Below are 22630 nucleotides of genomic sequence, written 5' to 3' on the forward strand. Positions count from 1 at the left end.
GTCCGCGACTAGTGGTCTGCCCTGTCTGGGTGGACCGACCCCAGACAGGAGAATTGTGGCTGGTAAACCACGCGTACACGAGATCGCCGCCGAACTCGGCGTCGACAGCAAGATCGCACTTGCAAAGCTCAAGGAACTCGGAGAGTTCGTCAAGAGCCCCTCTTCGACCATCGAACCTCCGGTGGCGCGCAAGCTGCGCGCTGCCATCGAGTCGGACGCTTCCCTGAAGTCGTCCGGCGACGCCGCACCCGCTGCTGCAGCGAAGCCCGCTGCCAAGCCGGGTGCTGCCAAGCCCGGTGCCGCCAAGCCCGGTGCTGCCAAGTCCGCTGCGAAGTCGGCAGAGGCAACGCCCGACGCTGCGACGCCCGGTGCTGCGAAGCCCGGTTCCGGTGCGCCGACTCCCGGTCCCAAGCCCGGGCCCAAGCCGGCCCCCGCGCCGGAAGCGCCCGTTGCTGCTCCGGCAGCCGAAGCTCCGGCCGAGACTGCTGCTCCGGCAGCGGCGACCCCCGGCCCCGCGGCCCCGAAGTCGAACGACGGCGGAGCTCCGAAGCCCGGCGCCCCTCGTCCCGGCAACAATCCGTTCTCCTCCGCGCAGGGCATGGGACAGCGTCCCACCGGTCCGCGTCCCGGGAACAACCCCTTCGCTTCGGCGCAGGGAATGGGCCAGCGCCCGACGCCGGGTAACATCCCGCGTCCGCAGGCTCCGCGTCCCGGCGCACCGCGTCCGGGTGCACCGCGTCCCGGTTCGCCCCGTCCCGGCGCTCCGCGCGGTGGTCAGGGTGGTCGTCCCGGTGGTGCACCGTTCCAGCAGCGTCCGGGTGGACCCGGTCGTCCCGGCGGTGCCGGTGGACCCGGTGCGGGTCCCGGTGCTCGTCCCGGTGGTGGCTTCGCAGGCCGTCCCGGTGGCGGTGGCGGTCGCGGTCGTGGCCCCGGCGGAGGTACCGCAGGTGCCTTCGGCAAGGGCGGCGGCAAGAGCAAGCAGCGCAAGTCGCGGCGGGCGAAGCGGCAGGAATTCGAGATGCGGAGCGCCCCGGTCGTCGGTGGCGTCAACGTCACCCGCGGTAACGGGGAGACCATCCGCATGCGTCGTGGCGCGTCCATCGCGGACTTCGCCGACAAGATCGAGACGCTGACCGGTTACACGGTCCAGCCCGGAACCCTCGTGACGATCCTCTTCAACCTCGGCGAGATGGCCACGGCCACCGAGTCGCTGGACGAGGCGACGTTCGAGGTCCTGGGTGCCGAGCTCGGCTACAAGATCCAGATGGTCTCGCCCGAGGACGAGGACAAGGAGCTCCTCGAGGGCTTCGGTCTCAACCTCGAGCAGGAGCTCGAGGAGGAGAGCGAGGACGACCTCGAGATCCGTCCTCCGGTGGTCACCGTCATGGGTCACGTCGACCACGGTAAGACGCGACTTCTCGACGCGATCCGACAGACCAATGTCATCGAGGGCGAAGCAGGCGGCATCACCCAGCACATCGGTGCGTACCAGGTGTGGACGGAGCACGAGGGCATCGAGCGTGCCATCACCTTCATCGACACCCCGGGTCACGAGGCCTTCACGGCCATGCGTGCACGTGGAGCGCAGGTCACCGACCTCGCGATCCTCGTGGTCGCAGCCGACGACGGCATCATGCCGCAGACGGTCGAGGCGCTGAACCACGCCCAGGCGGCGAACGTGCCGATCGTGGTCGCGGTGAACAAGGTCGACAAGCCCGACGCCAACCCGGCCAAGGTTCGTCAGCAGCTCACCGAATACGGTCTGGTCGCCGAGGAGTACGGCGGAGACGTCCTGTTCGTCGACGTGTCCGCTCGTGCCAACACCGGCATCCAGGAGCTTCTGGATGCAGTGCTGCTCACGGCTGATGCCGGTCTCGACCTCACGGCCAACCCGAACAAGGGCGCCCGTGGTGTCGCGATCGAGGCGAAGCTCGACAAGGGTCGCGGTTCGGTCGCCACGGTGCTGATCCAGTCCGGAACGCTTCGCGTCGGAGACGCGATCGTCGCAGGTACGGCCTATGGCCGCGTGCGTGCGATGGCGGATGAGAACGGCGAGCAGGTCCTCGAGGCCTACCCGTCGCGCCCCGTGCAGGTGCAGGGCCTCAACTCCGTGCCCCGCGCCGGCGACGTCTTCATCGTCACCGAAGAGGACCGCATGGCTCGCCAGATCGCTGAGAAGCGTGAAGCGGTCGAGCGCAACGCTCAGCTGGCCAAGGCCCGCAAGCGCATCTCGCTCGAGGACTTCACGCGTGCTCTCGAAGACGGCAAGGTCGAGTCGCTCAACCTCATCATCAAGGGTGACGTCTCCGGTGCTGTCGAGGCACTCGAGGAGTCGCTCCTCAAGATCGAGGTCGACGACTCGGTTCAGCTCCGCATCATCCACCGCGGTGTCGGTGCGATCACGGAGTCCGATGTCAACCTGGCGACGATCGACAACGCGATCATCGTGGGCTTCAACGTCCGTCCCGACACGAAGGCGCGCGAGCGCGCTCAGCGTGAAGGCGTGGACATCCGGTTCTACTCGGTGATCTACAACGCGATCGACGAGATCGAGAGCTCGCTCAAGGGCATGCTCAAGCCGGAGTACGAAGAGATCCAGTCGGGTGTGGCCGAGATCCGCGAGGTGTTCCGCTCCTCGAAGTTCGGCAACATCGCCGGTGTCATCGTGCGGTCGGGAACGATCACGCGAAACGCCAAGGCTCGTGTCATCCGCGACGGTGTGGTGATCGCCGATGGCCTCGCCATCGAGTCGCTGCGTCGCTTCAAGGACGACGTCACCGAGGTGCGCACGGACTACGAGGCCGGTATCGGCCTCGGCAAGTTCAACGACATCCAGATCGGTGACGAGATCGAGACCACTGAGCTGGTCGAGAAGCCTCGCGGCTGATCACGTCAGATATATGTCTTCGGGCGAGGATGCGTCATGCATCCTCGCCCGAAGGGTACGTAGAGGGAGAGAACAATGGCTGGTGAACGACAGGCACGTCTGGCCGATCGCATTCGTGTGATCCTCGCTGAGCGACTCGAGAAGGGGCTGCGAGACCCGCGCCTCGGCTTCGTGACGATCACCGACGTCCGCGTGAGCGGCGACCTGCAGCACGCATCGGTGTTCTACACGGTGCTCGGCACCGAAGAGGAGCGTCTCTCCAGCGGGGCGGCTCTGACGTCGGCGACCGGGATGCTGCGCAGCGAGGTAGGCAAGCAGCTGAGCACCCGGCTCGTCCCGACGCTCGAGTTCATCCCCGACGCGCTTCCGGAGAACGCCGACCACATCTCGGCCCTCCTCCGTGAGGCTCAGCAGCGGGACGCCGACGTGGCGAAGCTCGCGTCCTCGGCATCGCACGCAGGCGACGCAGACCCCTACATCCGCCAGGACGACGACGACACGCAGTCCTGAATATCGGCACGCTCCTCTGTGGGCGTGCCTGCGTTGCTAACCTCGGCTGAGCGAGTGGATGCTCGTACGGGCTGGGGGGTTCGGCATCGACGTTTTGAGTGCGCATGGGGCGGCTTCGGTCGCCTCCGCGGTGATCGAGGAGATTCTCGACGATCTTCTCGAGAACGATCTGAGTTGCGCGCCACACGTCGTCGCGCGGCTCATCTCTGAAGTCACCGCGGATCGATCGATAGTCAGAGCGGTCGCCGCACGATTGGATGCTGCGCAGCGGCAGGGGTTAAGGCCCCTCCCGACCCCGGTGCCGATGGTGGAAGCGATCGAAGCGCTGTACGCGCACCTCGTGCTCGATCCGCGCGATCGTGAGATCCTCGTCGCGGTCTCTCTGCGCCTCGACGACAGGCTCGAACCGCTTCTCGACTTCGTGGGGCGCTCAGCCGACGACCTCGCGGTGGGCACGCTCGCTCCGTTGCTCGACATCCACGCGGGGCGGGTGCGCCTCGCCGACCCACGCCTGGCCATCTGGCTTCGAGCGACGACGTCATCATCGGCGGCGGCAGCCGTGCACGATCGCCTGCACGTCATCTTCCGGAGCCGGGGCGAGTGGGTCGACGCGGATTGGCATCGTGCACGCGCATCTCTCTACGGCGACCCGGACACCGCCGGGGAGTTGACGCGCATCGCGAGAGAGCACTCGGAGTCCGGTCTGAGCGAGCGCGCGTTCCATCTCGCGGCAGAAGCCGCATCACACACCAGCGGAGTCCGCAAAGACGAGGCCACCGTAGTGGCGGGCGTCGCGGCGATATCCGCGGGCTATGCCGTGGAGGCTGTCAACCAGCTCTCCGGCCTGTTCCCCACGGGCGACGAACGGTACCGGTTGCAGGGGCTCGGTGGACTGTTCGTCGCGCAGGCGCATCTGCGAGGCACCGTTCCCGAGGTCGATGCGGAGGTGTTGAAGCCTCGGAGCGGCGATCCCGAGCATTGGTATTCGTGGGCGCGCGCGTCAGCGTTCGCTGCCGTCCTCTGCGCGGAGCGCGGCGATCGTCAGGGGATGCGATCGTGGCTGGATGCCCTGCGGGAAGGGAGCGCGAGGGTGAGCGCGGAGAATGATCTCCGTGACCCGGTCGTCGCACTGGCCTGGCTCGTTCTGGGTGATCGTGACCTCGAGGATGTGCGAGGAACCGGGCCCCTCACCGGAGGGATGCTCCAGGCTCTGCGCGCGGCCATGGAGGGCGACGTCGACCGTGGACTGCGGCTGCTCGCCGTCGCGGACTCCGGTATCGGCATAGAAGTCGATCCGTTCGTCGCGGGTTTCGAGCGCAGCCCTCTCGTCAGCGCGTATCGGGCGATCGTCGAAGTGCTGCTGCTGATGTGGCGAGGCGACATCGGTGCGGCCCGAGACCGAATGCTGCGGGCGTCCCTCGAACTCCCCGTGGCGGTGCCCTTCGCCGGTCTCGGCGTCGTCATCGCCCGTCGTCTCGATCTGGCGGTTCTCGGGCGGCTCGGGCCGTTCTCCCGTGCTCTCACCGCGGCGTTACCCGCGCCCGCCCGCTTCGATCAGCTCGTCGACCGGGCCATCGAAGCGTTCTTGGCCGGGTCGACGGACGAAGCGGTGTCCTTCATGCGGCTCTGGCGCGAACGAGGCGCGCCGCAGTCGACACTCTCCGTGCCCGGGCTGGAAGAGGCCATCGTCCTCGCGGAGCCGGCCCCGCGCCACCCGCGACGGATCGAACCGCCTGAGATCGCGCTCGCCCAGCAGCTCCGCCTGCGGATCACGAAATGCTCTGACGAGGACTGGCGCACGGACAGAGCACAGGTGGCGGCGGAGACGAAGGCTCTCGCATCGCCGTTCTCACGAGGACGCGTCGAGGCCATGATCGGCACGCGGTCGCTCATCCGGGGAGACATGGAGATCGGTCGCGAGCATCTCACCACCGCACTGAGTCTGCTGGAGCTGTCGGGGGCGACGGCGTGGGCGCGCGCCGTCAGCGTCAGGTTGGACCGCCTGGATGCCGGAGAGCACCTGTCGGTGCGCTCGGCAGAACCGCTCGCGCCCTGCCGGCGAGTGTGGGAACCGCTCCTCACCGTCCGCGAGCTGGAAGTGGCCATGCTGGTCGTGGAAGGCTCGTCGAACCGTGACATCGCAGCGGCGCTGCACGTCTCGGTGCGCACGGTGGAGGTGCATCTCGGGCGTGTGTTCGCCAAGCTCGCGGTGCGCACCCGTGTCGAGCTCACGGTGATGGCTCACCGCATCGGTCAGTTCGTCTGAGCGGGCGGCGTCAGCGGGGGAGGGAGAGCGTCTCGCCGTCTGCTTCGGCGAGCCCGTCGGCGATGAGCGAATCGATCGCCCTGTCGCGCTGCAGCGGATCCGGCCAGTCGGGGAGCACGCCCTGCAACAGCACCGGGTCCGGGGCGGCTGCGCGAAGAACTCGCAGGACCGCTCCTCTGGCCTGACGGTCCGAGCCCTCGAAGGCCGCCTGGCGCCGCCGGGTGTCACCGGTGTCTGGGCGCCCGGCCGCGACCCAGGCGCAGTCGTCGATCAGCGGACAGATCTCGCAGCGAGGAGAGCGCGACGTGCAGACGGTGGCGCCGAGCTCCATCGCGGCCGCGTTGAACACGGTGGACTCGGCGTCGCCTGTGGGGAGCAGCGAATCCATGAGGTCAAGGTCCCGGCGAGACGGCGAGCCGGGCTGCGCCTGTCCGAGCACCGCCCGCGCGAGTACCCGACGCGTGTTCGTGTCGACGACGGGATGCCGGTCGCCGTACGCGAAGACGGCGACAGCCCTGGCGGTGTAATCGCCGATGCCCGAGAGGAGCAGAAGCGGCTCGACGTCCCTGGGGACGACTCCATCGTGACGATCGGTGATCTCGATCGCTGCCCGGTGCAGCCATAGAGCACGCCGGGGATAGCCGAGGTTCGCCCACTGCTGCACGACCTCCGCAGGGGTGGCCTCTGCAAGCGCCCGGGGAGTGGGCCATCGGGAGAGCCACGCCTCCAGGTGTGGGATCACCCTGGCCACCGGCGTCTGCTGCAGCATGAACTCGCTGACGAGTGTTCCCCAGGCTCCGAACTCCTCGTGGAACTCGTCGCGTCGCCACGGCAGATCTCGCGCGGCATCTCGGTACCATGCAGCCAGAGGCGCCATCGTCGCAGCGGCTGGATGAGACGTCGAAGGCACCTCGACAGCCTAGGCGAACAGAAGCGCACACCGGAGGCGGGACGCTGAGCATGTCTTCGCACCGTAGGCTTGATGGATGGTCTCGCCCGGCATCCTCCTCGTCGACAAGCCCGCTGGACTGACCAGCCACGATGTGGTCGCGCGCACCCGTCGTGCGCTCGGAACCCGCAAGGTCGGGCACGCGGGAACCCTCGATCCGATGGCCACCGGCCTGCTCGTGATCGGCGTCGAGGGCGCTACGCGTCTGCTGACCTACATCGTCGGCGCGGACAAGACGTACGAGGCGACGATCCGGCTCGGGCAGACGACCGGCACGGACGACGCCGACGGCGAGATCCTCACCCGTGCGCCCGAGCAGGCATGGGATGCGGTGACACCCGAGCGGGTCGCGGCGGGGGTCGCCGCGCTGACAGGGGAGATCTCGCAGGTGCCGAGCTCGGTGTCGGCGATCAAGGTCGACGGCCGACGTGCCTATGACCGGGTGCGGGCGGGGGAGGAGGTCGTGCTCGCAGCGCGCGATGTCACGGTCTCCCGGTTCGAGATCGTCGCCGAGCGCTCGGGCGAGGGTTTCCTGGATCTCGACGTCGTGGTCGACTGCTCGTCCGGCACCTACATCCGTTCACTGGCCCGCGATCTCGGTGCAGATCTCGGTGTCGGAGGACACCTCACGGCTCTACGACGCACGCACGTCGGCGACTTCGACGTCGCGGATGCCCTGATGATCGAGGACATCGTCGAGACGGCACTTCTGACTCCGGCCGCTGCGGCGGTGCGGGTGCTCGATCCGCTCCCTGTCTCGGCCGCGGACGCCAGGGACCTCCGGCACGGCAAACGGCTCACAGACCAGGCCTCTCGACTGAGCGGTGTTCTGGCCGCCGCGATCGACGAGGACGGCGTGCTCGTCGGCGTCGTCGAGCGACGGGGAGCAGACCTGAAGAGCGCGATGAACATGCCCGAGGTGACCCGGTGATCCTGTGGCTGACGATCGCCCAGGTCGCAGTCGCGACCGCCGCCGGACTGTTCTGCATCATCCTCGGTCTCGCCGGGCGGCGTCCGAGCGACTTCTCCGTCGGGGCCCTCGCTCTCGTCGAGCTGCTCCTGATCGTCCAGGTCGTCGTGGCGATCGTGGCGCCCCTCGTCGGCAACCCCCCGACCGGCGATCTGCTCGAGTACTGGGTCTATCTCGTCTCCGCTGTGCTGCTGCCGATCGGCGCGGTGCTGTGGGCGCTCATGGAGAGAAGCAGGTGGAGCACGGTCATCCTCGGAGTCGCCGGGCTCGCCGTCGCGATCATGGTCTGGCGGATGCACGTCATCTGGACGATCCAGATCGCCTGAGCGTCCGGGATCCCCGGCCCCGACCTAGAATGGGGGGAGCTATGAGCACCACCGTCCCCACCTCCCGCATGACCGGCATCGGCCGTGTCCTCGTGATCGTCTACGCCGTCATGGCGCTGGCGGCGACCGGTCGAAGTTTCGTGCAGATCTTCCGGCAGTTCGACGAGGCGCCCCTGGCGTACTCGCTCTCGGCGCTGGCTGCCGTCGTCTACATCCTCGCGACCCTGGCGCTCGTGCTCGCCGACCGCCGCGGCTGGTACGTCATGGCATGGGTCGCGATCGTGTTCGAGCTCACCGGCGTCTTGGTGATCGGCACGCTCAGCGTCTTCTTCCCCGACCTCTTCCCTCATGACACCGTCTGGTCGATGTTCGGGCGTGGCTATGTGTTCATCCCGCTGGTGCTTCCGATCTTCGGGATCTGGTGGCTGCGCACTCACCGCCCGGCACGTGCTGTGCAGGAGGCACCCGCCGCTGAGGTGTCCGCATGATCGTCTTCCGCGATCCGCAGGAGGTCCCGGAGGACTTCGGTCACTCCGTAGTCGCGATCGGCAAGTTCGACGGTGTCCACGCCGGGCACCGGGCGGTCATCCGTCGGCTCAAGCAGGTCGCGGAAGAATCCGGCCTCCGCACAGTGGCCGTGACGTTCGATCGCAATCCCCTTGCCGTGCTGCGACCCGATCGCTGCCCCGAGAATGTCGTCACCGTCGAGCGCAAACTCGAGCTGCTGAGCGAGCTCGAGCTCGACGCGACGCTGCTGCTGACCTTCGACGCCGAGTTCGCCGCGCGCAGCGCCGAGGAGTTCGTCACGAGCATCCTGGTCGGAGCGCTCGGTGTGTCGACGGTGCTCGTGGGCGAAGACTTCCGGTTCGGGCGCGGGGGAGTGGGAACGCCGGCGTTGCTGCGCGAGCTGGGGCCGAAGCACGGGTTCACCGTCGAAGTCGTCGACGACGTCTTCCTGGGCGGCTCGGATCGACGAGTCTCGTCCACGTGGATCCGGGAGCTGCTCATGGACGGCGACGTCACCACTGCCGCACGAGTTCTCGACCGTAACGTCGACGTGCGCGGCGAGGTCGTGCACGGCCTCAAGCGAGGCCGGGAACTCGGGTTCCCGACCGCGAACCTCTCGGCCTCGGTCGACTCCTTCGTCCCGGGCGACGGGGTCTACGCCGGATGGCTGGTCGACCACGAAACCGGGATCCGTCACCGAGCGGCGATCTCGGTGGGCACCAACCCGACCTTCGACGACGTCCTCGAGCGCCAGGTCGAGGCGCACGTGCTCGGCGAGACCGATCTCGATCTGTACGGGCACGATGTCACCGTCGAGTTCGTCGAGCGTCTGCGTGGCATGGTCGCTTTCGAGGGCATCGAGAAGCTCAAGTCGCAGATGGCCACCGACGTCACGGACGCCGAACGGGTGCTCGCAGCTTCGAGAAGCTGAACTCCGCGACAACTCTCCGTGACGTGATCTCGGTCCGGTGGTCGGCATGGCGTAGAATGGGCCTCGGTGGTCGACGAATCTCGCGACTGAGTCGCGCGTCGATGACCACCGGAACTACTGTTCGTACGGTCCTGGCTCACGCCACACGCGGACATCGAGAACGGCTGCCGCATCCTGTGGATGCTCGGCCTTCACGCTCAGGAGGAGCATGCCGACCACGGCGACTGCCGCAACGCGGCGCAAGAAGACGTCTCGTCGCGACGATGAGGCGCCCCTCATCCCGATCCTCGCGCGCAAGGTGCGCGAGATCGAGGCGAAGTCGCAGCGCGGAAAGCTGGGCCCGACGAACCGGGTGAAGTTCCAGGTGATCGCGTTCCTCGTGCGCGAAGAGCGTGCCAGGGTGAAGGCGGACACCGAGATCGCAGATGCTGCCCGCGCGGAGCTGCTCAAGCGGCTCGACGGCGTCGCGACGATCCTCGCCAAGACCGCCGCACGCGACACATCGCTGATCCAGCTGCTCGAAGCCGATCAGGCGACATCGCCGGTGGCGAAACGCATGCGTCGCGACTGGCTGCTCGAGTCCGGCGCGGAACTCGCGCCCGAAGAGCTCATCATCGCCGACATCGCGCCCGTGCAGACGTCCGTCGTGTCCGCCGCGATCGCCGAACGTCAGGTGACGCCCCCGTCGGTCGAATCGCGCCAGCTCGCGAACCCGTTCCTCGCTCCGGATCTCACTCCGCGAGCAAGCACCACCCCCCGTCGTCGCCTCGACGGCTGGGAGCTCATGGGCCCCCTGTACAAGGCGTTCGAGACGGGTGCCGGGGGTGGCGCGGCGAGCATGGATCTCCCGCCCGCACCCGAGTACGACCACCTCTCGCCGAAGGGCCTCGAGGTGATGGTGCACCAGTCGCGCTTCCTCGAATCTGTGCGCGAGGGGCACAGGAGCTTCCTCCTCGCCGACGAGCCCGGCCTCGGCAAGACGGCTCAGTCCGTGCTCGCCGCGTCCGTCGCCGGCGCCTACCCGCTTCTCGTTGTGGTGCCCAACGTCGTGAAGATGAACTGGGCGCGCGAGGTCGAGCGATGGACGCCGCAGCGCCGAGCGACGGTCATCCAGGGCGATGGCGCCGACATCGACGCGTTCGCCGACATCTTCATCGTGAACTACGAGATCCTCGATCGTCACATGTCGTGGCTCGCGTCGATCGGACTTCGGGGAATGGTCGTCGACGAGGCGCACTTCATCAAGAACCTCAGCTCCCAGCGATCCCAGAACGTGCTCTCGCTCGCCAACCGGGTGCGCGAGCGCACACCGGGCGGCAACCCGCTGATGCTCGCACTCACGGGAACGCCTTTGATCAACGACGTCGAGGACTTCGACGCGATCTGGCGCTTCCTCGGCTGGACGACGGGCGAGAAGCCCGGCCCTGAACTGATGGAGAAGCTCGACGCGACGGGGTTCACACCCGCAGACAAGGCGTTCTATCCCGAGGCCCGTGAAGCGGTCATCTCGATGGGCATCGTCCGCCGAAAGAAGAAGGACGTCGCCGCCGACCTCCCCGACAAGCTCATCGCCGATCTGCCCGTGCAGCTCGACGACGACTTCGGGCGCAGCATCCGTCAGGCGGAGCGCGAACTCGGGGAGCGTCTCGCCGCTCGCTACCGCCGCATCATCGAGGCACGCGGGGATCGCGGACTCGCACCGGGCGAGATCGACGAGGACATCGTTCGCCTCGTCGCTCAGAACGAGCTCGAGGAGTCGAAGGCTGCAGGAACCGGAGGCGACAACGTCTTCACCATGGTGCGTCGCATCGGGCAGGCGAAGGCGCAGCTCGCAGCCGACTACGCGGCGCAGCTGCAGCGCTCGGTGGGCAAGGTCGTGTTCTTCGCCAAGCACATCGACGTGATGGATCAGGCTGAGGCGCACTTCGCGTCGGCCGGCATCCGTTCCGTGTCGATCCGTGGCGACCAGACCTCGACCGCGCGTCAGCAGGCGATCGACGACTTCAACAGCGATCCGGATGTCGGCATCGCGGTGTGCTCACTGACTGCAGCGGGCGTGGGCCTCAACATGCAGGCGGCATCGAACGTCGTCCTCGCAGAGCTCTCGTGGACTGCTGCGGAGCAGACGCAGGCCATCGACCGCGTGCATCGCATCGGTCAGGACGAGCCGGTCACGGCGTGGCGGATCATCGCGGCGCATACCGTCGATGCGAAGATCGCCGAGCTCATCGACCAGAAGCAGGGTCTCGCGGCGCGCGCGCTCGACGGTGAGGCCGTCGATGACGCGGCGGCGGAGCCCGTGCAGCTCGGGGCGCTCATGCATCTTCTGCGGGAGGCTCTCGGAGCGGCCTGACGAGAGGGACTCTCGAGAGATCGGTGTTAAGAATCGCGATTCTTGGCGCCGATTTCTCTTTCTCATCGCTGAGTCGAGGCATTTCTTACGAATCGTCCCGCGGCGGGCGCAAGATCCCCGGTTTTCGACGCCTCGAATGGCGCGTGCGCGCATCGGGGCACTAGTGTCGATCGCAGGCAGCGTCGCCTTTTCCCCCCTTCCCCTGAACCCGTCTGAGGCAAGCATGAAGATCGGCATTCTGACGAGCGGTGGCGACTGCCCCGGACTCAACGCGGTGATCCGCGGAATCGTGCTCAAGGGCACCACGACCTACGACCTCGAGTTCGTCGGCATCCGCGACGGCTGGCGAGGCGTCGTCGACGGAGACTTCTTCCCCCTCACCCGGCACGAGGTGAAGGGCCTGTCGAAGGTCGGCGGAACGATCCTCGGAACCAGCCGCACGAACCCCTACGAGGGTGAGCGCGGCGGTGCGGAGAACATCGCCAAGACGCTCTACGGCCACAAGATCGACGGCATCATCGCGATCGGCGGCGAGGGCACCCTCGCCGCAGCCGACCGCCTCGCGAAGGACGGCATCAACGTCATCGGCGTACCGAAGACCATCGACAATGACCTCCGCGCCACCGACTACTCGTTCGGCTTCGACACGGCCGTCAACATCGCCACGGACGCGATGGACCGTCTGCGCACCACCGGAGACTCGCACCAGCGCTGCATGGTGGCCGAGGTCATGGGGCGCCACGTCGGTTGGATCGCACTGCACGCCGGGATGGCGGCGGGCGCGCACGCCATCTGCATCCCCGAGGTCCCGATGTCGATCGACGACATCACCGCGCTCGTCTCGAGCGCCCACGATCGCGGCCGCGCGCCGCTCGTCGTGGTCTCCGAAGGATTCAAGCTGCTCGGCATGGATGAGGCATACAGCGACAAGGGGCTGGACGCATTCAACCGCCCCCGTCTGGGCGGCATCGGCGACCAGCTCGCGCCGGCGATCGAGCGGATCACCGGAATCGAGACTCGCGCCACGATCCTCGGTCACATCCAGCGCGGCGGGTCGCCCTCGGCGTTCGACCGCGTGCTCGCCACGCGACTCGGCCTGCACGCCGCCGACGCCCTGGTCGACGGCGCGTGGGGCCAGATGGTCGCCATGCAGGGGACCGACATCGTGCGTGTGCCGTTCGCCGAGGCACTGGGCGAGCTGAACACCGTTCCCCGCAGCCGCTACGACGAGGCTGCCGCACTGTTCGGCTGAGCCGTCAGCCAGACACCCCGCACGCGAACGGGCCGATCCTCACCGGATCGGCCCGTTCTCGGCGTAGGCGCGGTCAGCGCGAGGCGAGCCCGACCGTGTCGAGGATCCACGCCAGTTCGAAGGCACGTTCCTTCCACGAGTTGTAACGTCCACTCACTCCACCGTGCCCGGCGACCATCTCGCACTTGAGGAGCGCGTCCGAGGCTCCTGCGACTCGCAGCGCCGCGATCCACTTGGCCGGTTCCACATAGAGCACTCTGGTGTCGTTGAGGGAAGTGACCGCCAGGATGCGCGGATACTCGACGCCCTCGCGCACGTTCTCATACGGTGAGTACGACTTCATGTACTCGTAGACGTCAGCCCCGTGCAGCGGGTCTCCCCACTCGTCCCATTCGATCACCGTCAGAGGGAGCGAGGGGTCGAGGATGGTCGTCAGCGCGTCGACGAACGGCACGGCGGCCAGAACGCCGGCGAAGAGTTCGGGGGCGAGGTTCGTGACGGCACCCATCAGCAGTCCGCCGGCGCTGCCGCCCTCTGCGACGAGAGTCTCGGGCGTCGTGATGCCCTGCTCGACAAGGTGCTCGGCACACGCGACGAAGTCGGTGAACGTGTTGCGTTTGCTCAGCAGCTTGCCGTCTTCGTACCACTGTCGCCCCATCTCGCCGCCGCCACGCACGTGTGCGACGGCGAAGACGATTCCTCGGTCGAGCTCGGACAGCCGGGCGACCGAGAAACCGGGATCGATCGAGTGCTCGTACGACCCGTAGCCATAGAGATGCACGGGACGCGCCGCGGAGCCCGGGTCTCCGAACGAGCGCTTCCAGACGAGCGAGATCGGCACTCTGGTGCCGTCGGTTGCCGTGGCCCAGGCGCGCTGCTGGCCGTAATCGAGCGGGTCGTAGCCGCCGAGGACCGCGACCTGCTTGCGGAGTTCGAGCTCGCGCGTCGCGAGGTCGAATTCGTACACGGTGCCGGGAGTGACGAACGAGGTGTAGCCGAGGCGCAGGTACGGCGAGTGCCATTCCGGGTTGCCGCTGACACCGGCCGAGTACAGCGGTTCGTCGAAGACGATGTCCTCCACGGCATCCGTCGAGTAGTCGAGGAGCCCGACGCGCTCGAGACCCTCACGGCGGTACTCGACCGTGGCGAAATCGCGGAACGCGTCCATGCCGAGCAGCCGACGGCCCGGTTCGTGCGCCAGGACGACCCGACGCTCGCCTTGCGGGGCGGATGCGGAGACCGAGACGAGCTCGAAGTCCAGCGCGCCGTCGTTGTGGAGGATGTACAGGCGATCCTCCCCGTCGACGACCGCGTGCTCGAGCGAGTACTCGACCCCCTCGCGTCGAGGCCAGACGATCTCGGGCGGCGCAGTCAGATCTCCCGAGAGATCGACGAGGTATTCCTCGCTCGTGATGCTGGAGCCGACGGCGATCACCAGGTACCTGCGACTGCGGGTGATGCCGGCGCCCAGCCAGTACTTCTCATCGGGTTCGTGGAAGAGCTTCACGTCCTCGGCCACCGGCGTGCCGAGGCGGTGCAGCCAGAGGGTGTCGGGGCGCCAGGCGTCGTCCCTCGTCGTATACAGGATCCCGGTGCCGTCCGGGGTGAAGAACGCGCCTCCCGTATCGGGGATCTCGTCGGCGAGAGTCTCTCCGGTGACGAGGTCGCGGACATGCACGGTGTAGAGCTCGTCACCCTCGAAATCCGTAGCCCAGAGCAGCATGGTGGCGTCGTCCGAGGTGTCGAAGGCACCGAGTGAGAAGAACTCGTGGCCCTCGGCCTCGACATTGCCGTCGAGCAGTACGGTCTCGCCCGGCACGGGCACGCCCGGTTCGAGCATCGGGGGAGTCCAGTCGCCCTCGGCGGCGGCGGTGCGGCAGTGGATGCCGTACTGGGATCCCTCCTCGGTGCGGCTGTAGTACCACCAGTCTCCACGTCGAGTCGGCACGGAGAGATCCGTCTCCTGCACTCGACCCTTGATCTCCTGGAAGAGTGTCTCGCGCAGTTCGGCGAGGTGGGCGAGCTCGGACTCCGTGTGCGCGTTCTCCGCTTCGAGATGCGCGATCACCTCGGGGGAGTCCTTCTCACGCAGCCATTCATACGGGTCGTCGAAGGTGTCTCCGTGATGAGTGCGGAGTGTCGAGCGGCGGTCTGCGATCGGGGCATCAGTCACGCCTCCCACGCTAGCTCAGGTCGAGTTGACCGGCACCCGACAGGGTGGGAGGATTACCCGGGGCCGGTTAACGGAAGTCAAACCCACGGTGAACTCTTCGTTCGTCACGTCGATCTCGTCGACACCTCCCTCTTCCTCAACGACCGAAAGCGAACGGTGGAAACCGCAGCCCTCATCGTCGTGCTGGTTATCCTGCTGGCACTCTTCTTCGACTTCACCAACGGGTTTCACGACACTGCGAACGCGATGGCCACGCCCATCGCGACGGGTGCGCTCAAGCCCAAGACCGCGGTGCTTCTCGCAGCAGTCCTGAACCTGGTCGGTGCGTTCCTCTCGACAGAGGTCTCCAAGACCGTGTCGCACGGGATCATCCGCGAGGACACCATCCAAGGCGATGTGTTCCTGCCGATGATCTTCGCGGGTCTCATCGGCGCGATCACGTGGAACATGCTCACCTGGCTGCTCGGTCTGCCCTCGAGCTCCTCGCACGCGCTGTTCGGCGGACTCATCGGGGCCACGCTGGTCGGAGTCGGTGTAGGCGGAATCGACTTCGGGATGGTGCTGTCGAAGATCATCCTCCCGGCGCTCATCGCCCCGCTGACCGCAGGAATCATCGCGTTCGCGGCGACCAAGCTCGCGTACTCGATCACGCGGCGATACGACGGCAAGCCCGACGGGCGCGACGGCTTCCGGTGGGGGCAGATCTTCACCTCCTCGCTGGTCGCGCTCGCGCACGGCACGAACGACGCCCAGAAGACGATGGGTGTCATCACCCTGGCGCTGATCACGGTCGGGTGGCAGAACAGCGAACAGGCCGATCCGTACCTCTGGGTGATCATCGCGTGTGCGGTCACGATCGCGCTCGGCACCTATCTCGGCGGCTGGCGCATCATCCGTACCCTCGGCAAGGGGCTCACCGACGTCAAGCCCGCACAGGGCTTCTCGGCGGAGAGCTCGACGGCTGCGACGATCCTCGCATCCAGCGCCTTCGGTTTCGCCCTCTCGACCACGCAGGTCGCGTCGGGATCCGTCATCGGCTCCGGTCTCGGCCGTCGCGGTTCGACCGTGCGCTGGCGCACTGCCGGACGCATCGCGATCGGGTGGCTGCTGACCCTTCCAGCCGCCGGCGCCGTAGGAGCTCTCGCGGCGCTCCTGATCACGTGGCTCGGCAACTGGGGCATCGCGATCGACACGGTGCTTGCTCTGGCGGTCATCATCGGCCTCTTCCTGCGTTCGCGCAAGGACGCGGTGACGCACGCCAACGCGATGAGCGATGTGGCGGAATCGGGTCTCGCGATCGAGCAGCCCGACACGACGCCGCTCACCCGCCGTCAGCAGCGAATCGCCGATGCGAAGGCGGAGGCGAAGGTTCGCGCGGAGGCGCGGGAGCAGGTAAAGGTCCAGGCGAAGGCCGAGGCCAAGGCCAAGGCTGAGGCGAAGGCCGACGCGAAGGCGAAGGCCGCCAAGAAGGCGGCGAAGAGCGGGGAGCCCGCGAAGACGATCGAGGATGCCGATACGGCGAGCAGGGAGGAGTCGAAGTGAGCGTCGACATCGACTGGATCGCATTCGTCCAGGTGTTCCTCGCAGCGCTCGTCGGCGCCTGCGCCGTGGTGACGTTCTACGCTTTCGGGCTCCGTCTGCTGGTCCGCAGCGGTCGTGCGCCCGTCGTGAGCCCTGCCGAGTTCACCGATGCGATCACGGTGATCACCGAGAAGGAGCTCAAGCGCGCCGCGAAGCAGGCTTCGAAGGCTGCGAAAAAGAGCCCTCTGACAGACGGGCAGCGGCGCGTTGCACTCTTCGGCGCCTACGGCTGCTTCGCACTGTGCGCGGTGGCAGTCGTGGCCGGCATCCTCATCATCGTCGTCGGACACTGACTCGGCGCCGAGAGTCGGGTGTTCTCAGCTCAGCAGCCCTGCCACGAGGTCGTCGACGATGTCGTCCGTCGAGGTGTCAGGGTCGATCGGAGTCGTCAGCCGATCGAGCAGCAGGCCGTCGATCGCGTAGTGGAACAGCGCGATCTCACGTCGACCGCCCGGCAGGCCCGCAGACGAGTTGAACTCGACGTCTCCGGCGAATCCGGCTCGCTGCCACGCTCCCAGCAGCGCAGCGACCTCGGGGCGTCGGCTGCTCTCGAGACGCAACTCGAAGAGCGCGAGCGTCACGTCGCGATCGTCGGTCAGGCGTCGGACGATGTCGCGGATGTAGTCGGCGAAGAGCTCTCTGCTCGGAGTCTCCGATGACCGTCGAGCAAGATCTTCCTCGCTCGGAGCCAGACGCTCGCCGATGCGCTCGACGAGTCCTTCCACCAGGGCATCGCGGCTCCGGAAGTAGTTCGACGTCGTGCCCACGGGGACGCCGGCGACGAGGTCGACGGCCCGATGCGTGAGTCCGCGTGAACCGTCCGTCGCGAGGACCGTGAGCCCGGCATCCGCGATCAGTCGTCGTCTGGTCTCGTTCTTCGCCATGCAGGAACCCTATCTCGACTACTACAACTGATGTGGTGCCGCTCCTCGTGCCGGTGTCGTCGTCGCGCCTAGGCTGAGATCATGTCAGCGCACTCCGACTCCGAGTTCGTCTTCGGCCGTCACCGGCCGGCGTCTCACGTGATCATCCACGTGAGCGACCCGCACTTCCTCGCCGGCGGTGCGAAGCTCGGTGATCGCTACGACGTCGAGTCGAATTTCGCTCGCACGCTCGACGCGATCAGGGCTGTGCATCCGCATCCCGCGGCGATCGTCATCACGGGCGACCTCACGGATCTCGGGGAGCCCGACGCCTATCGGCGCCTGCGCGCGGCCGTCGAGCCGGTGGCCCGGGAACTCGGTGCACCCGTGGTCTGGGTCGCGGGGAACCACGACGAGCGTCCGGCGATGCGCGAAGGACTACTCGACCAGGCGCCGACGCAGCAGCCGATCACCGGTGTCTGGGATCTCGACGGGCTCCGGCTGGTCGCTCTCGACACGAGCGTGCCCGGCTGGCATCACGGCGACCTCGACGACGGGCAGCTCGCGTGGCTCGCCGACATCCTCCGCGAACCTGCACCGCACGGCACGCTGCTCGCGATGCATCACCCGCCCCTCCCGAGCCACGTCCCGCTGTTCGACATCCTGGAGCTGCAGCATCAGGACGAACTCGCCGAGGTCATCCGGGGGAGCGACGTGCGCGGCATCCTCGCCGGACACCTGCATTACTCGGCTCATGGAACCTTCGCCGGGGTTCCGGTGAGCGTCGCGTCGGCGACGTGTTACACGATGAACGTCGCCCGTCCGGCAGCCGACGTGAACGGGATGGACGCGGCTCAGGCGTTCCAGATCGTGCATGTGCGGCCAGGCTCGATCACGCACACCGTGGTTCCGGTGACCGATGCCCCGACCGGCGACCATTTCTCACCCGCGTGGCTGGAGCGGATGTCGAGGCTCAGCCCGCAAGAGCGCCTCGAGGCCTTCTCGCGCAAACGCTGACGCGCCGTCGTATCCCTGGCGGCGCATGCGGGCGGGCGTAGAATGGGTGCATCCCCCGCATCACACACTCGCCACTACCCACAAGGATGTGACATGGCTTCTGCCGCGCCTGCCCTCACCCGTACCGAGACCGATTCGCTCGGGAGCATGGAGATTCCCGCCGACGCGTACTGGGGGATCCACACCGCTCGCGCCGACGCGAACTTCCCGATCACCAAGCGTCCGATCTCGGTCTACCCCGACCTGATCGTCGCACTCGCCATGGTCAAGCAGGCCAGTGCCCGGGCAAACCGCGAGATCGGCGTCCTCGATGCCGAGCGGGCCGACCTGATCGACCGTGCGGCGCAGCGCGTGATCGACGGGGAGTTCCACGACCAGTTCACGGTCGGGGTCATCCAGGGCGGTGCCGGAACCTCGACGAACATGAACGCCAACGAGGTCATCACCAACATCGCCCTCGAGCTCGCTGGCCATGAGAAGGGCGACTACGCGTTCCTGTCGCCGATCGACCACACCAACCGCAGCCAGTCCACCAACGACGTGTACCCGACCGCCGTGAAGATCGGCCTGTCGCTGACCCTGCGCTCGCTGCTCGAGGAACTCGATCTGCTGCGCGTGTCGTTCCTCAACAAGTCGCACGAGTTCCACGACGTGCTCAAGGTCGGCCGCACGCAGCTGCAGGATGCCGTGCCCATGACGCTCGGCCAGGAGTTCCACGGTTTCGCATCGACGCTCGGCTTCGACCACACGCGTCTCACCGAGAACGCCTCGCTCATGTTCGAGATCAACATGGGCGCAACGGCGATCGGCACCGGCATCACGACCCACGTGGACTACGCGCCAGCCGTGCTGAAGCATCTGCGCGAGATCACGTCGCTCGACCTCGTCACCTCCGCCGACCTCGTCGAAGCCACCAGCGACACCGGCTCGTTCATGTCGTTCTCGTCGACGCTGAAGCGCAACGCGATGAAGCTCTCGAAGATCTGCAACGACCTGCGTCTGCTGTCGTCGGGGCCGCAGGCCGGTTTCGGCGAGATCAACCTTCCCGCGATGCAGGCAGGCTCGAGCATCATGCCCGGCAAGGTCAACCCGGTGATCCCCGAGGTCGTCAACCAGGTCGCCTTCGCCGTCGCCGGTGCGGACATGACCGTCACGATGGCGGCCGAGGCCGGTCAGCTGCAGCTCAACGCCTTCGAGCCGGTCATCGCGCATTCGATCTTCCAGTCGATCACCTGGATGCGCCAGGCGATGTGGACGCTGCGCGTGAACTGCGTCGACGGAATCACCGCCAATCGCGACCGGCTCGGGGCGATGGTCGGAGCATCGGTCGGCGTCATCACCGCGCTCACCCCGTTCATCGGTTACGCGGCGGCGGCTGCGCTGGCCAAGACCGCGCTTCTCACCAACCGCAACGTGGCCGACCTGGTCGTCGAGGCCGGTCTGATGTCGCGTGATGAGGTCATCAAGCAGCTGTCACCCGCGCGCCTCTCCGGCCTCGAGGCGATCACGGCGGCGATCCCGGTCATCGCCCCCGAGGATCTCATCGAGATCTGACCAGATATGCAGAAGGGGCCCCGGCGGATGTCCGCCGGGGCCCCTTCGCTGTCTGCGTGCGAGGTTTCAGCCCAGGACGCGGCAGTGGGTGGTCAGCTCTCCGATGCCGTCGATGCCGACGGTCACCGTCGAACGATCGCGGAGGAAGATCTGCGGATCACGGGAGTAGCCGGCACCTCCGGGGCTTCCCGTCGAGATCAGCGTGCCCGGCAGCAGCGTCAGCGACTGCGAGAGGTGGGCGATGAGCTTCGCGACCGATCGCACCATCTGATCCGTGCTCGCGTCCTGCACGGTCTGGCCGTCGACGACGGCCCAGATGTGCAGATCCTGCGGGTCGGCGATCTCGTCGGCCGTGACGGCGAACGGCCCCGTCGGCGTGAATCCGTCGAACGACTTGCAGCGAGACCACTGCGCTTCGGAGAACTGGACGTTTCTTGCGGTGATGTCGTTGACGACCGTGTAGCCCCAGACGTGCGAGAGCGCCTCAGCTTCGGTGACGTCCTTGGCGGGCGTGCCGATGAGGACGCCGAGCTCGGCTTCGTAGTCCACGGCCTCGCTCAGTGCGCGCGGCCACGAGGTGGTCTGCTCGTGGCCTGTGAGCGAGTTGGGCCACAGGGTGAAGACGGTCGGAGCCGCGTCGGTCTTCAGACCGAGCTCGCTCGAGTGAGCCGCATAGTTGAGGCCGACCGCGAGGACGGCGGGGGGAGCGATGACCGCGGAGGCGAACTCCCAGCCGTCGAGCGGATGCCGAGGGGCGTCGCTTCCTGCGACAGCCGATCGCAGCGCGGCGAGCGTCTGCTCTCCGCCCTCGATCAGTTGCTGCAGAGAAGCAGGGGGGTCGGGAAGGAGATCGGAGACGAGGATGGCTTCGGCACCCTCCACGACTGCGAGATGCGCAGCAGGGGAGTCGGCACGACGCAGATGAGCGAACCGCATGCTCCTACGCTATCCGGTGGCGCGAGGGAATTGCTGGAGGAAGTCGCCAGACCGTGGGGAAGTTGGTTGTTCCCCATATGCTTTTGCCTATGAGTTCCGGAGGACCGTCCCAGCCATCGCCGTACACGCCGCCGCCCGCGCCGCAGCAGCCTCCGGCCCAGCAGGCGCCGACGCCGGGGCAGCCTCCCGCCGCGTCGCAGCCGTATCCCCAGCAGCAGGGGTACCCGCAGCAGCAGCAGCAGGGGTACCCCCAGCAGCAGGGGTACCCGCAGCAGCAGCAGGGGTACCCGCAGCAGCAGCCGGGATATCAGCCGCCGGCTCCGCAGCAGTACTCCGCCCAGCAGTACGCGCAGTCGAACTACACGCCCTCGCAGTTCGCCCAGCGTCCGGCGTATGCGTCCGTGCTCGCTCAGCCGACTCCCTACTCTCCGCCGGCACCCGCGGCCCCCTCCCCGGCGCAGGGGCTGCCCGCGCTGCCCGCTGCCCGTCGAGGCGGACGCATCGCCCTCTACTCGCTGTTCGGCTTCCTCGGACTGCTGCTGCTCGCTCTGATCGCGTACTTCGGGCTCTTCCTCGGCCCGCTCGCATCGATCATCGGCCTGGTTCTGGCTCTCGTTCCGCTCGCGATCGTCTTCTTCGTCGTGCGGATGATCGACCGGTGGGAACCCGAGCCCAAGTCTCTCGTGTTCTTCGCGATCGCGTGGGGGGCGATCGCCGCCGTGGGACTCACGCTCCTCGTCGATCTCGGGCTGACCGCGGTCCTCGGGTTCAGGGGAGAGGTCGCCGGTGCCGTCATCCAGGCGCCCATCGTCGAGGAGTTCTGGAAGGGCTTCGGCGTCTTCCTCATCTTCCTCATCGCCCGTCGCGCCTTCGACGGTCCGGTCGACGGCGTCGTCTACGGCGCGCTTGTGGGTGCGGGGTTCGCATTCACCGAGAACATCCAGTACTTCGCGATCAGTCTCATCGAGGGCGGCGGCGAGCAGCTGACCGTGACCTTCATCCTGCGCGCGATCATGTCGCCGTTCGCCCATGCCATGTTCACGTCGCTCACGGGGCTCGCGATCGGTCTGGCAGCCCGACGTCACGCGTCCACGGGGGCGGTGCTCGGCTTCGGTCTGCTCGGGATGCTCGGTGCGATGTTCCTGCACGGTCTCTGGAACGGCTCGTCGTTCGCCAACTTCTTCCTGCTGTACTTCGTGCTCCAGGTGCCGCTGTTCGTCGGATTCATCCTCGGGATCATCGCTCTCCGACGCGAGGAGTCTCGCCTCACCAAGGCGCGTCTCGGCGACTATGCCGCTGCCGGGTGGTTCAGCCCCGAAGAGGTCACCATGCTGGCGACGCCGGCCGGGCGCAAGACCGGGCTCGGCTGGGCCTCGCAGTTGCGAGGAGATCGGCGCCCGCTCATGCGGGAGTTCATCAAGGACGCGACGACGCTCGCATCCGTCCGCCAGCGCGCCATCACCGGACGCGACCCGATGGCTCCGGCAGACGAGCAGGCTCTGCTCGCCCGGACGCGGGCCACGAGAGCTGCGCTGCTGGCCTACTGAGCCGGGAG

18 protein-coding genes are annotated in these 22630 nt (G+C 67.4%); 14 read left to right on the forward strand and 4 right to left on the reverse strand.

What is annotated here, in order from left to right; translation table 11 throughout:
* The first annotated feature begins 55 nt into the window (after window positions 1-55).
* The 3 genes from infB (at window position 56) to ASF63_RS02950 (ending at window position 5663) form a co-directional block, all read left to right on the forward strand.
* A complete protein-coding gene (gene infB, locus ASF63_RS02940; protein ID WP_056509335.1) occupies window positions 56-2887 on the forward strand; it encodes a translation initiation factor IF-2 in 2832 nt (943 codons plus the stop codon).
* Window positions 2888-2962: 75 nt separating this feature from the next.
* A complete protein-coding gene (gene rbfA / locus ASF63_RS02945) occupies window positions 2963-3397 on the forward strand; it encodes a 30S ribosome-binding factor RbfA (RefSeq protein WP_056308204.1) in 435 nt (144 codons plus the stop codon).
* Window positions 3398-3701: 304 nt separating this feature from the next.
* Window positions 3702-5663, forward strand: coding sequence for a helix-turn-helix transcriptional regulator (locus ASF63_RS02950; protein ID WP_056509340.1), 1962 nt, complete (start codon window positions 3702-3704; stop codon window positions 5661-5663).
* A 10-nt stretch (window positions 5664-5673) separates the two neighbouring features.
* On the opposite strand, the gene ASF63_RS02955 is transcribed toward ASF63_RS02950, so the two are convergent.
* On the reverse strand, window positions 5674-6540 hold the full coding sequence (locus ASF63_RS02955) for an A/G-specific adenine glycosylase (protein WP_056509343.1): 867 nt from the start codon (window positions 6538-6540) through the stop codon (window positions 5674-5676).
* 109 nt (window positions 6541-6649) lie between these two features.
* Here ASF63_RS02955 and truB point away from each other — a divergent pair, with 109 nt between their 5' ends.
* The 6 genes from truB (at window position 6650) to ASF63_RS02985 (ending at window position 12951) form a co-directional block, all read left to right on the forward strand.
* Window positions 6650-7543, forward strand: coding sequence for a tRNA pseudouridine(55) synthase TruB (gene truB / locus ASF63_RS02960; RefSeq protein ID WP_056509346.1), 894 nt, complete (start codon window positions 6650-6652; stop codon window positions 7541-7543).
* Window positions 7540-7908 (forward strand): hypothetical protein, encoded by a 369-nt coding sequence (locus tag ASF63_RS02965; RefSeq protein WP_056509350.1) that lies wholly within the window; start codon window positions 7540-7542, stop codon window positions 7906-7908. The genes truB and ASF63_RS02965 overlap by 4 nt, the downstream gene beginning before the upstream one ends.
* Before the next feature lie 41 nt (window positions 7909-7949).
* Window positions 7950-8396 carry a hypothetical protein gene (locus ASF63_RS02970; RefSeq protein WP_235560674.1) on the forward strand — a complete coding sequence of 149 codons (447 nt, stop codon included), beginning with the start codon at window positions 7950-7952 and terminating at the stop codon, window positions 8394-8396.
* Window positions 8393-9346, forward strand: a complete 954-nt coding sequence (locus tag ASF63_RS02975) for a bifunctional riboflavin kinase/FAD synthetase (RefSeq protein WP_056509357.1) — start codon at window positions 8393-8395, stop codon at window positions 9344-9346. The genes ASF63_RS02970 and ASF63_RS02975 overlap by 4 nt, the downstream gene beginning before the upstream one ends.
* Before the next feature lie 208 nt (window positions 9347-9554).
* Window positions 9555-11699 carry a DEAD/DEAH box helicase gene (locus tag ASF63_RS02980; RefSeq protein WP_056509360.1) on the forward strand — a complete coding sequence of 715 codons (2145 nt, stop codon included), beginning with the start codon at window positions 9555-9557 and terminating at the stop codon, window positions 11697-11699.
* Window positions 11700-11922: 223 nt separating this feature from the next.
* Window positions 11923-12951 carry an ATP-dependent 6-phosphofructokinase gene (locus ASF63_RS02985; RefSeq protein ID WP_056509363.1) on the forward strand — a complete coding sequence of 343 codons (1029 nt, stop codon included), beginning with the start codon at window positions 11923-11925 and terminating at the stop codon, window positions 12949-12951.
* 73 nt (window positions 12952-13024) lie between these two features.
* Here the strand turns inward: ASF63_RS02985 and ASF63_RS02990 are convergent, their stop codons facing one another.
* Window positions 13025-15124: a S9 family peptidase gene (locus ASF63_RS02990; protein ID WP_056510186.1), complete on the reverse strand. Its 2100-nt coding sequence runs from the start codon at window positions 15122-15124 to the stop codon at window positions 13025-13027.
* Between the two features lie 156 nt (window positions 15125-15280).
* Here ASF63_RS02990 and ASF63_RS02995 point away from each other — a divergent pair, with 156 nt between their 5' ends.
* Together ASF63_RS02995 and ASF63_RS03000 are read left to right on the forward strand one after the other, a co-directional pair.
* Entirely contained in the window at window positions 15281-16666 is a 1386-nt protein-coding gene (locus tag ASF63_RS02995) for an inorganic phosphate transporter (protein WP_056509366.1), read from the forward strand.
* Window positions 16663-16998: a hypothetical protein gene (locus ASF63_RS03000; protein WP_056509369.1), complete on the forward strand. Its 336-nt coding sequence runs from the start codon at window positions 16663-16665 to the stop codon at window positions 16996-16998. Before ASF63_RS02995 ends, ASF63_RS03000 begins: the two co-directional genes overlap by 4 nt.
* A 24-nt stretch (window positions 16999-17022) precedes the next feature.
* Here ASF63_RS03000 and ASF63_RS03005 read toward each other — a convergent pair whose 3' ends face one another.
* Window positions 17023-17589, reverse strand: a complete 567-nt coding sequence (locus ASF63_RS03005) for a TetR/AcrR family transcriptional regulator (protein WP_056509372.1) — start codon at window positions 17587-17589, stop codon at window positions 17023-17025.
* Window positions 17590-17670: 81 nt separating this feature from the next.
* Between ASF63_RS03005 and ASF63_RS03010 the strand changes: the two genes are divergently transcribed.
* Window positions 17671-18585 carry a metallophosphoesterase gene (locus tag ASF63_RS03010; RefSeq protein WP_056509375.1) on the forward strand — a complete coding sequence of 305 codons (915 nt, stop codon included), beginning with the start codon at window positions 17671-17673 and terminating at the stop codon, window positions 18583-18585.
* 93 nt (window positions 18586-18678) lie between these two features.
* Window positions 18679-20139: an aspartate ammonia-lyase gene (locus tag ASF63_RS03015; protein ID WP_056509379.1), complete on the forward strand. Its 1461-nt coding sequence runs from the start codon at window positions 18679-18681 to the stop codon at window positions 20137-20139.
* Window positions 20140-20205: 66 nt separating this feature from the next.
* On the opposite strand, the gene ASF63_RS03020 is transcribed toward ASF63_RS03015, so the two are convergent.
* The gene (locus tag ASF63_RS03020; protein ID WP_056509382.1) at window positions 20206-21075 is read right to left on the reverse strand and encodes a fumarylacetoacetate hydrolase family protein; all 870 of its coding nucleotides are present in this window, start codon (window positions 21073-21075) and stop codon (window positions 20206-20208) included.
* A gap of 89 nt (window positions 21076-21164) precedes the next feature.
* Here ASF63_RS03020 and ASF63_RS03025 point away from each other — a divergent pair, with 89 nt between their 5' ends.
* The gene (locus tag ASF63_RS03025) at window positions 21165-22622 is read left to right on the forward strand and encodes a PrsW family intramembrane metalloprotease (protein ID WP_200933959.1); all 1458 of its coding nucleotides are present in this window, start codon (window positions 21165-21167) and stop codon (window positions 22620-22622) included.
* The last annotated feature ends 8 nt before the right edge of the window (window positions 22623-22630 follow it).

The sequence above is a fragment of the Microbacterium sp. Leaf320 genome (assembly GCF_001423485.1).
Classification (GTDB): Bacteria; Actinomycetota; Actinomycetes; order Actinomycetales; family Microbacteriaceae; genus Microbacterium.

What these genes read in the sequence shown, in the direction of transcription:
- ASF63_RS02975 (WP_056509357.1), top strand. Translation starts at nt 8,393, where the DNA reads ATGATCGTCTTCCGCGATCCGCAGGAGGTCCCGGAGGACTTCGGTCAC.
- ASF63_RS03010 (WP_056509375.1), top strand. Translation starts at nt 17,671, where the DNA reads ATGTCAGCGCACTCCGACTCCGAGTTCGTCTTCGGCCGTCACCGGCCG.
- rbfA (WP_056308204.1), top strand. Translation starts at nt 2,963, where the DNA reads ATGGCTGGTGAACGACAGGCACGTCTGGCCGATCGCATTCGTGTGATC.
- ASF63_RS02970 (WP_235560674.1), top strand. Translation starts at nt 7,950, where the DNA reads ATGAGCACCACCGTCCCCACCTCCCGCATGACCGGCATCGGCCGTGTC.
- ASF63_RS02985 (WP_056509363.1), top strand. Translation starts at nt 11,923, where the DNA reads ATGAAGATCGGCATTCTGACGAGCGGTGGCGACTGCCCCGGACTCAAC.
- ASF63_RS03020 (WP_056509382.1), bottom strand. Translation starts at nt 21,075, where the DNA reads ATGCGGTTCGCTCATCTGCGTCGTGCCGACTCCCCTGCTGCGCATCTC.
- truB (WP_056509346.1), top strand. Translation starts at nt 6,650, where the DNA reads ATGGTCTCGCCCGGCATCCTCCTCGTCGACAAGCCCGCTGGACTGACC.
- ASF63_RS02980 (WP_056509360.1), top strand. Translation starts at nt 9,555, where the DNA reads ATGCCGACCACGGCGACTGCCGCAACGCGGCGCAAGAAGACGTCTCGT.
- ASF63_RS03015 (WP_056509379.1), top strand. Translation starts at nt 18,679, where the DNA reads ATGGCTTCTGCCGCGCCTGCCCTCACCCGTACCGAGACCGATTCGCTC.
- ASF63_RS02950 (WP_056509340.1), top strand. Translation starts at nt 3,702, where the DNA reads ATGGTGGAAGCGATCGAAGCGCTGTACGCGCACCTCGTGCTCGATCCG.
- ASF63_RS03025 (WP_200933959.1), top strand. Translation starts at nt 21,165, where the DNA reads ATGAGTTCCGGAGGACCGTCCCAGCCATCGCCGTACACGCCGCCGCCC.
- ASF63_RS02955 (WP_056509343.1), bottom strand. Translation starts at nt 6,540, where the DNA reads ATGGCGCCTCTGGCTGCATGGTACCGAGATGCCGCGCGAGATCTGCCG.
- ASF63_RS03005 (WP_056509372.1), bottom strand. Translation starts at nt 17,589, where the DNA reads ATGGCGAAGAACGAGACCAGACGACGACTGATCGCGGATGCCGGGCTC.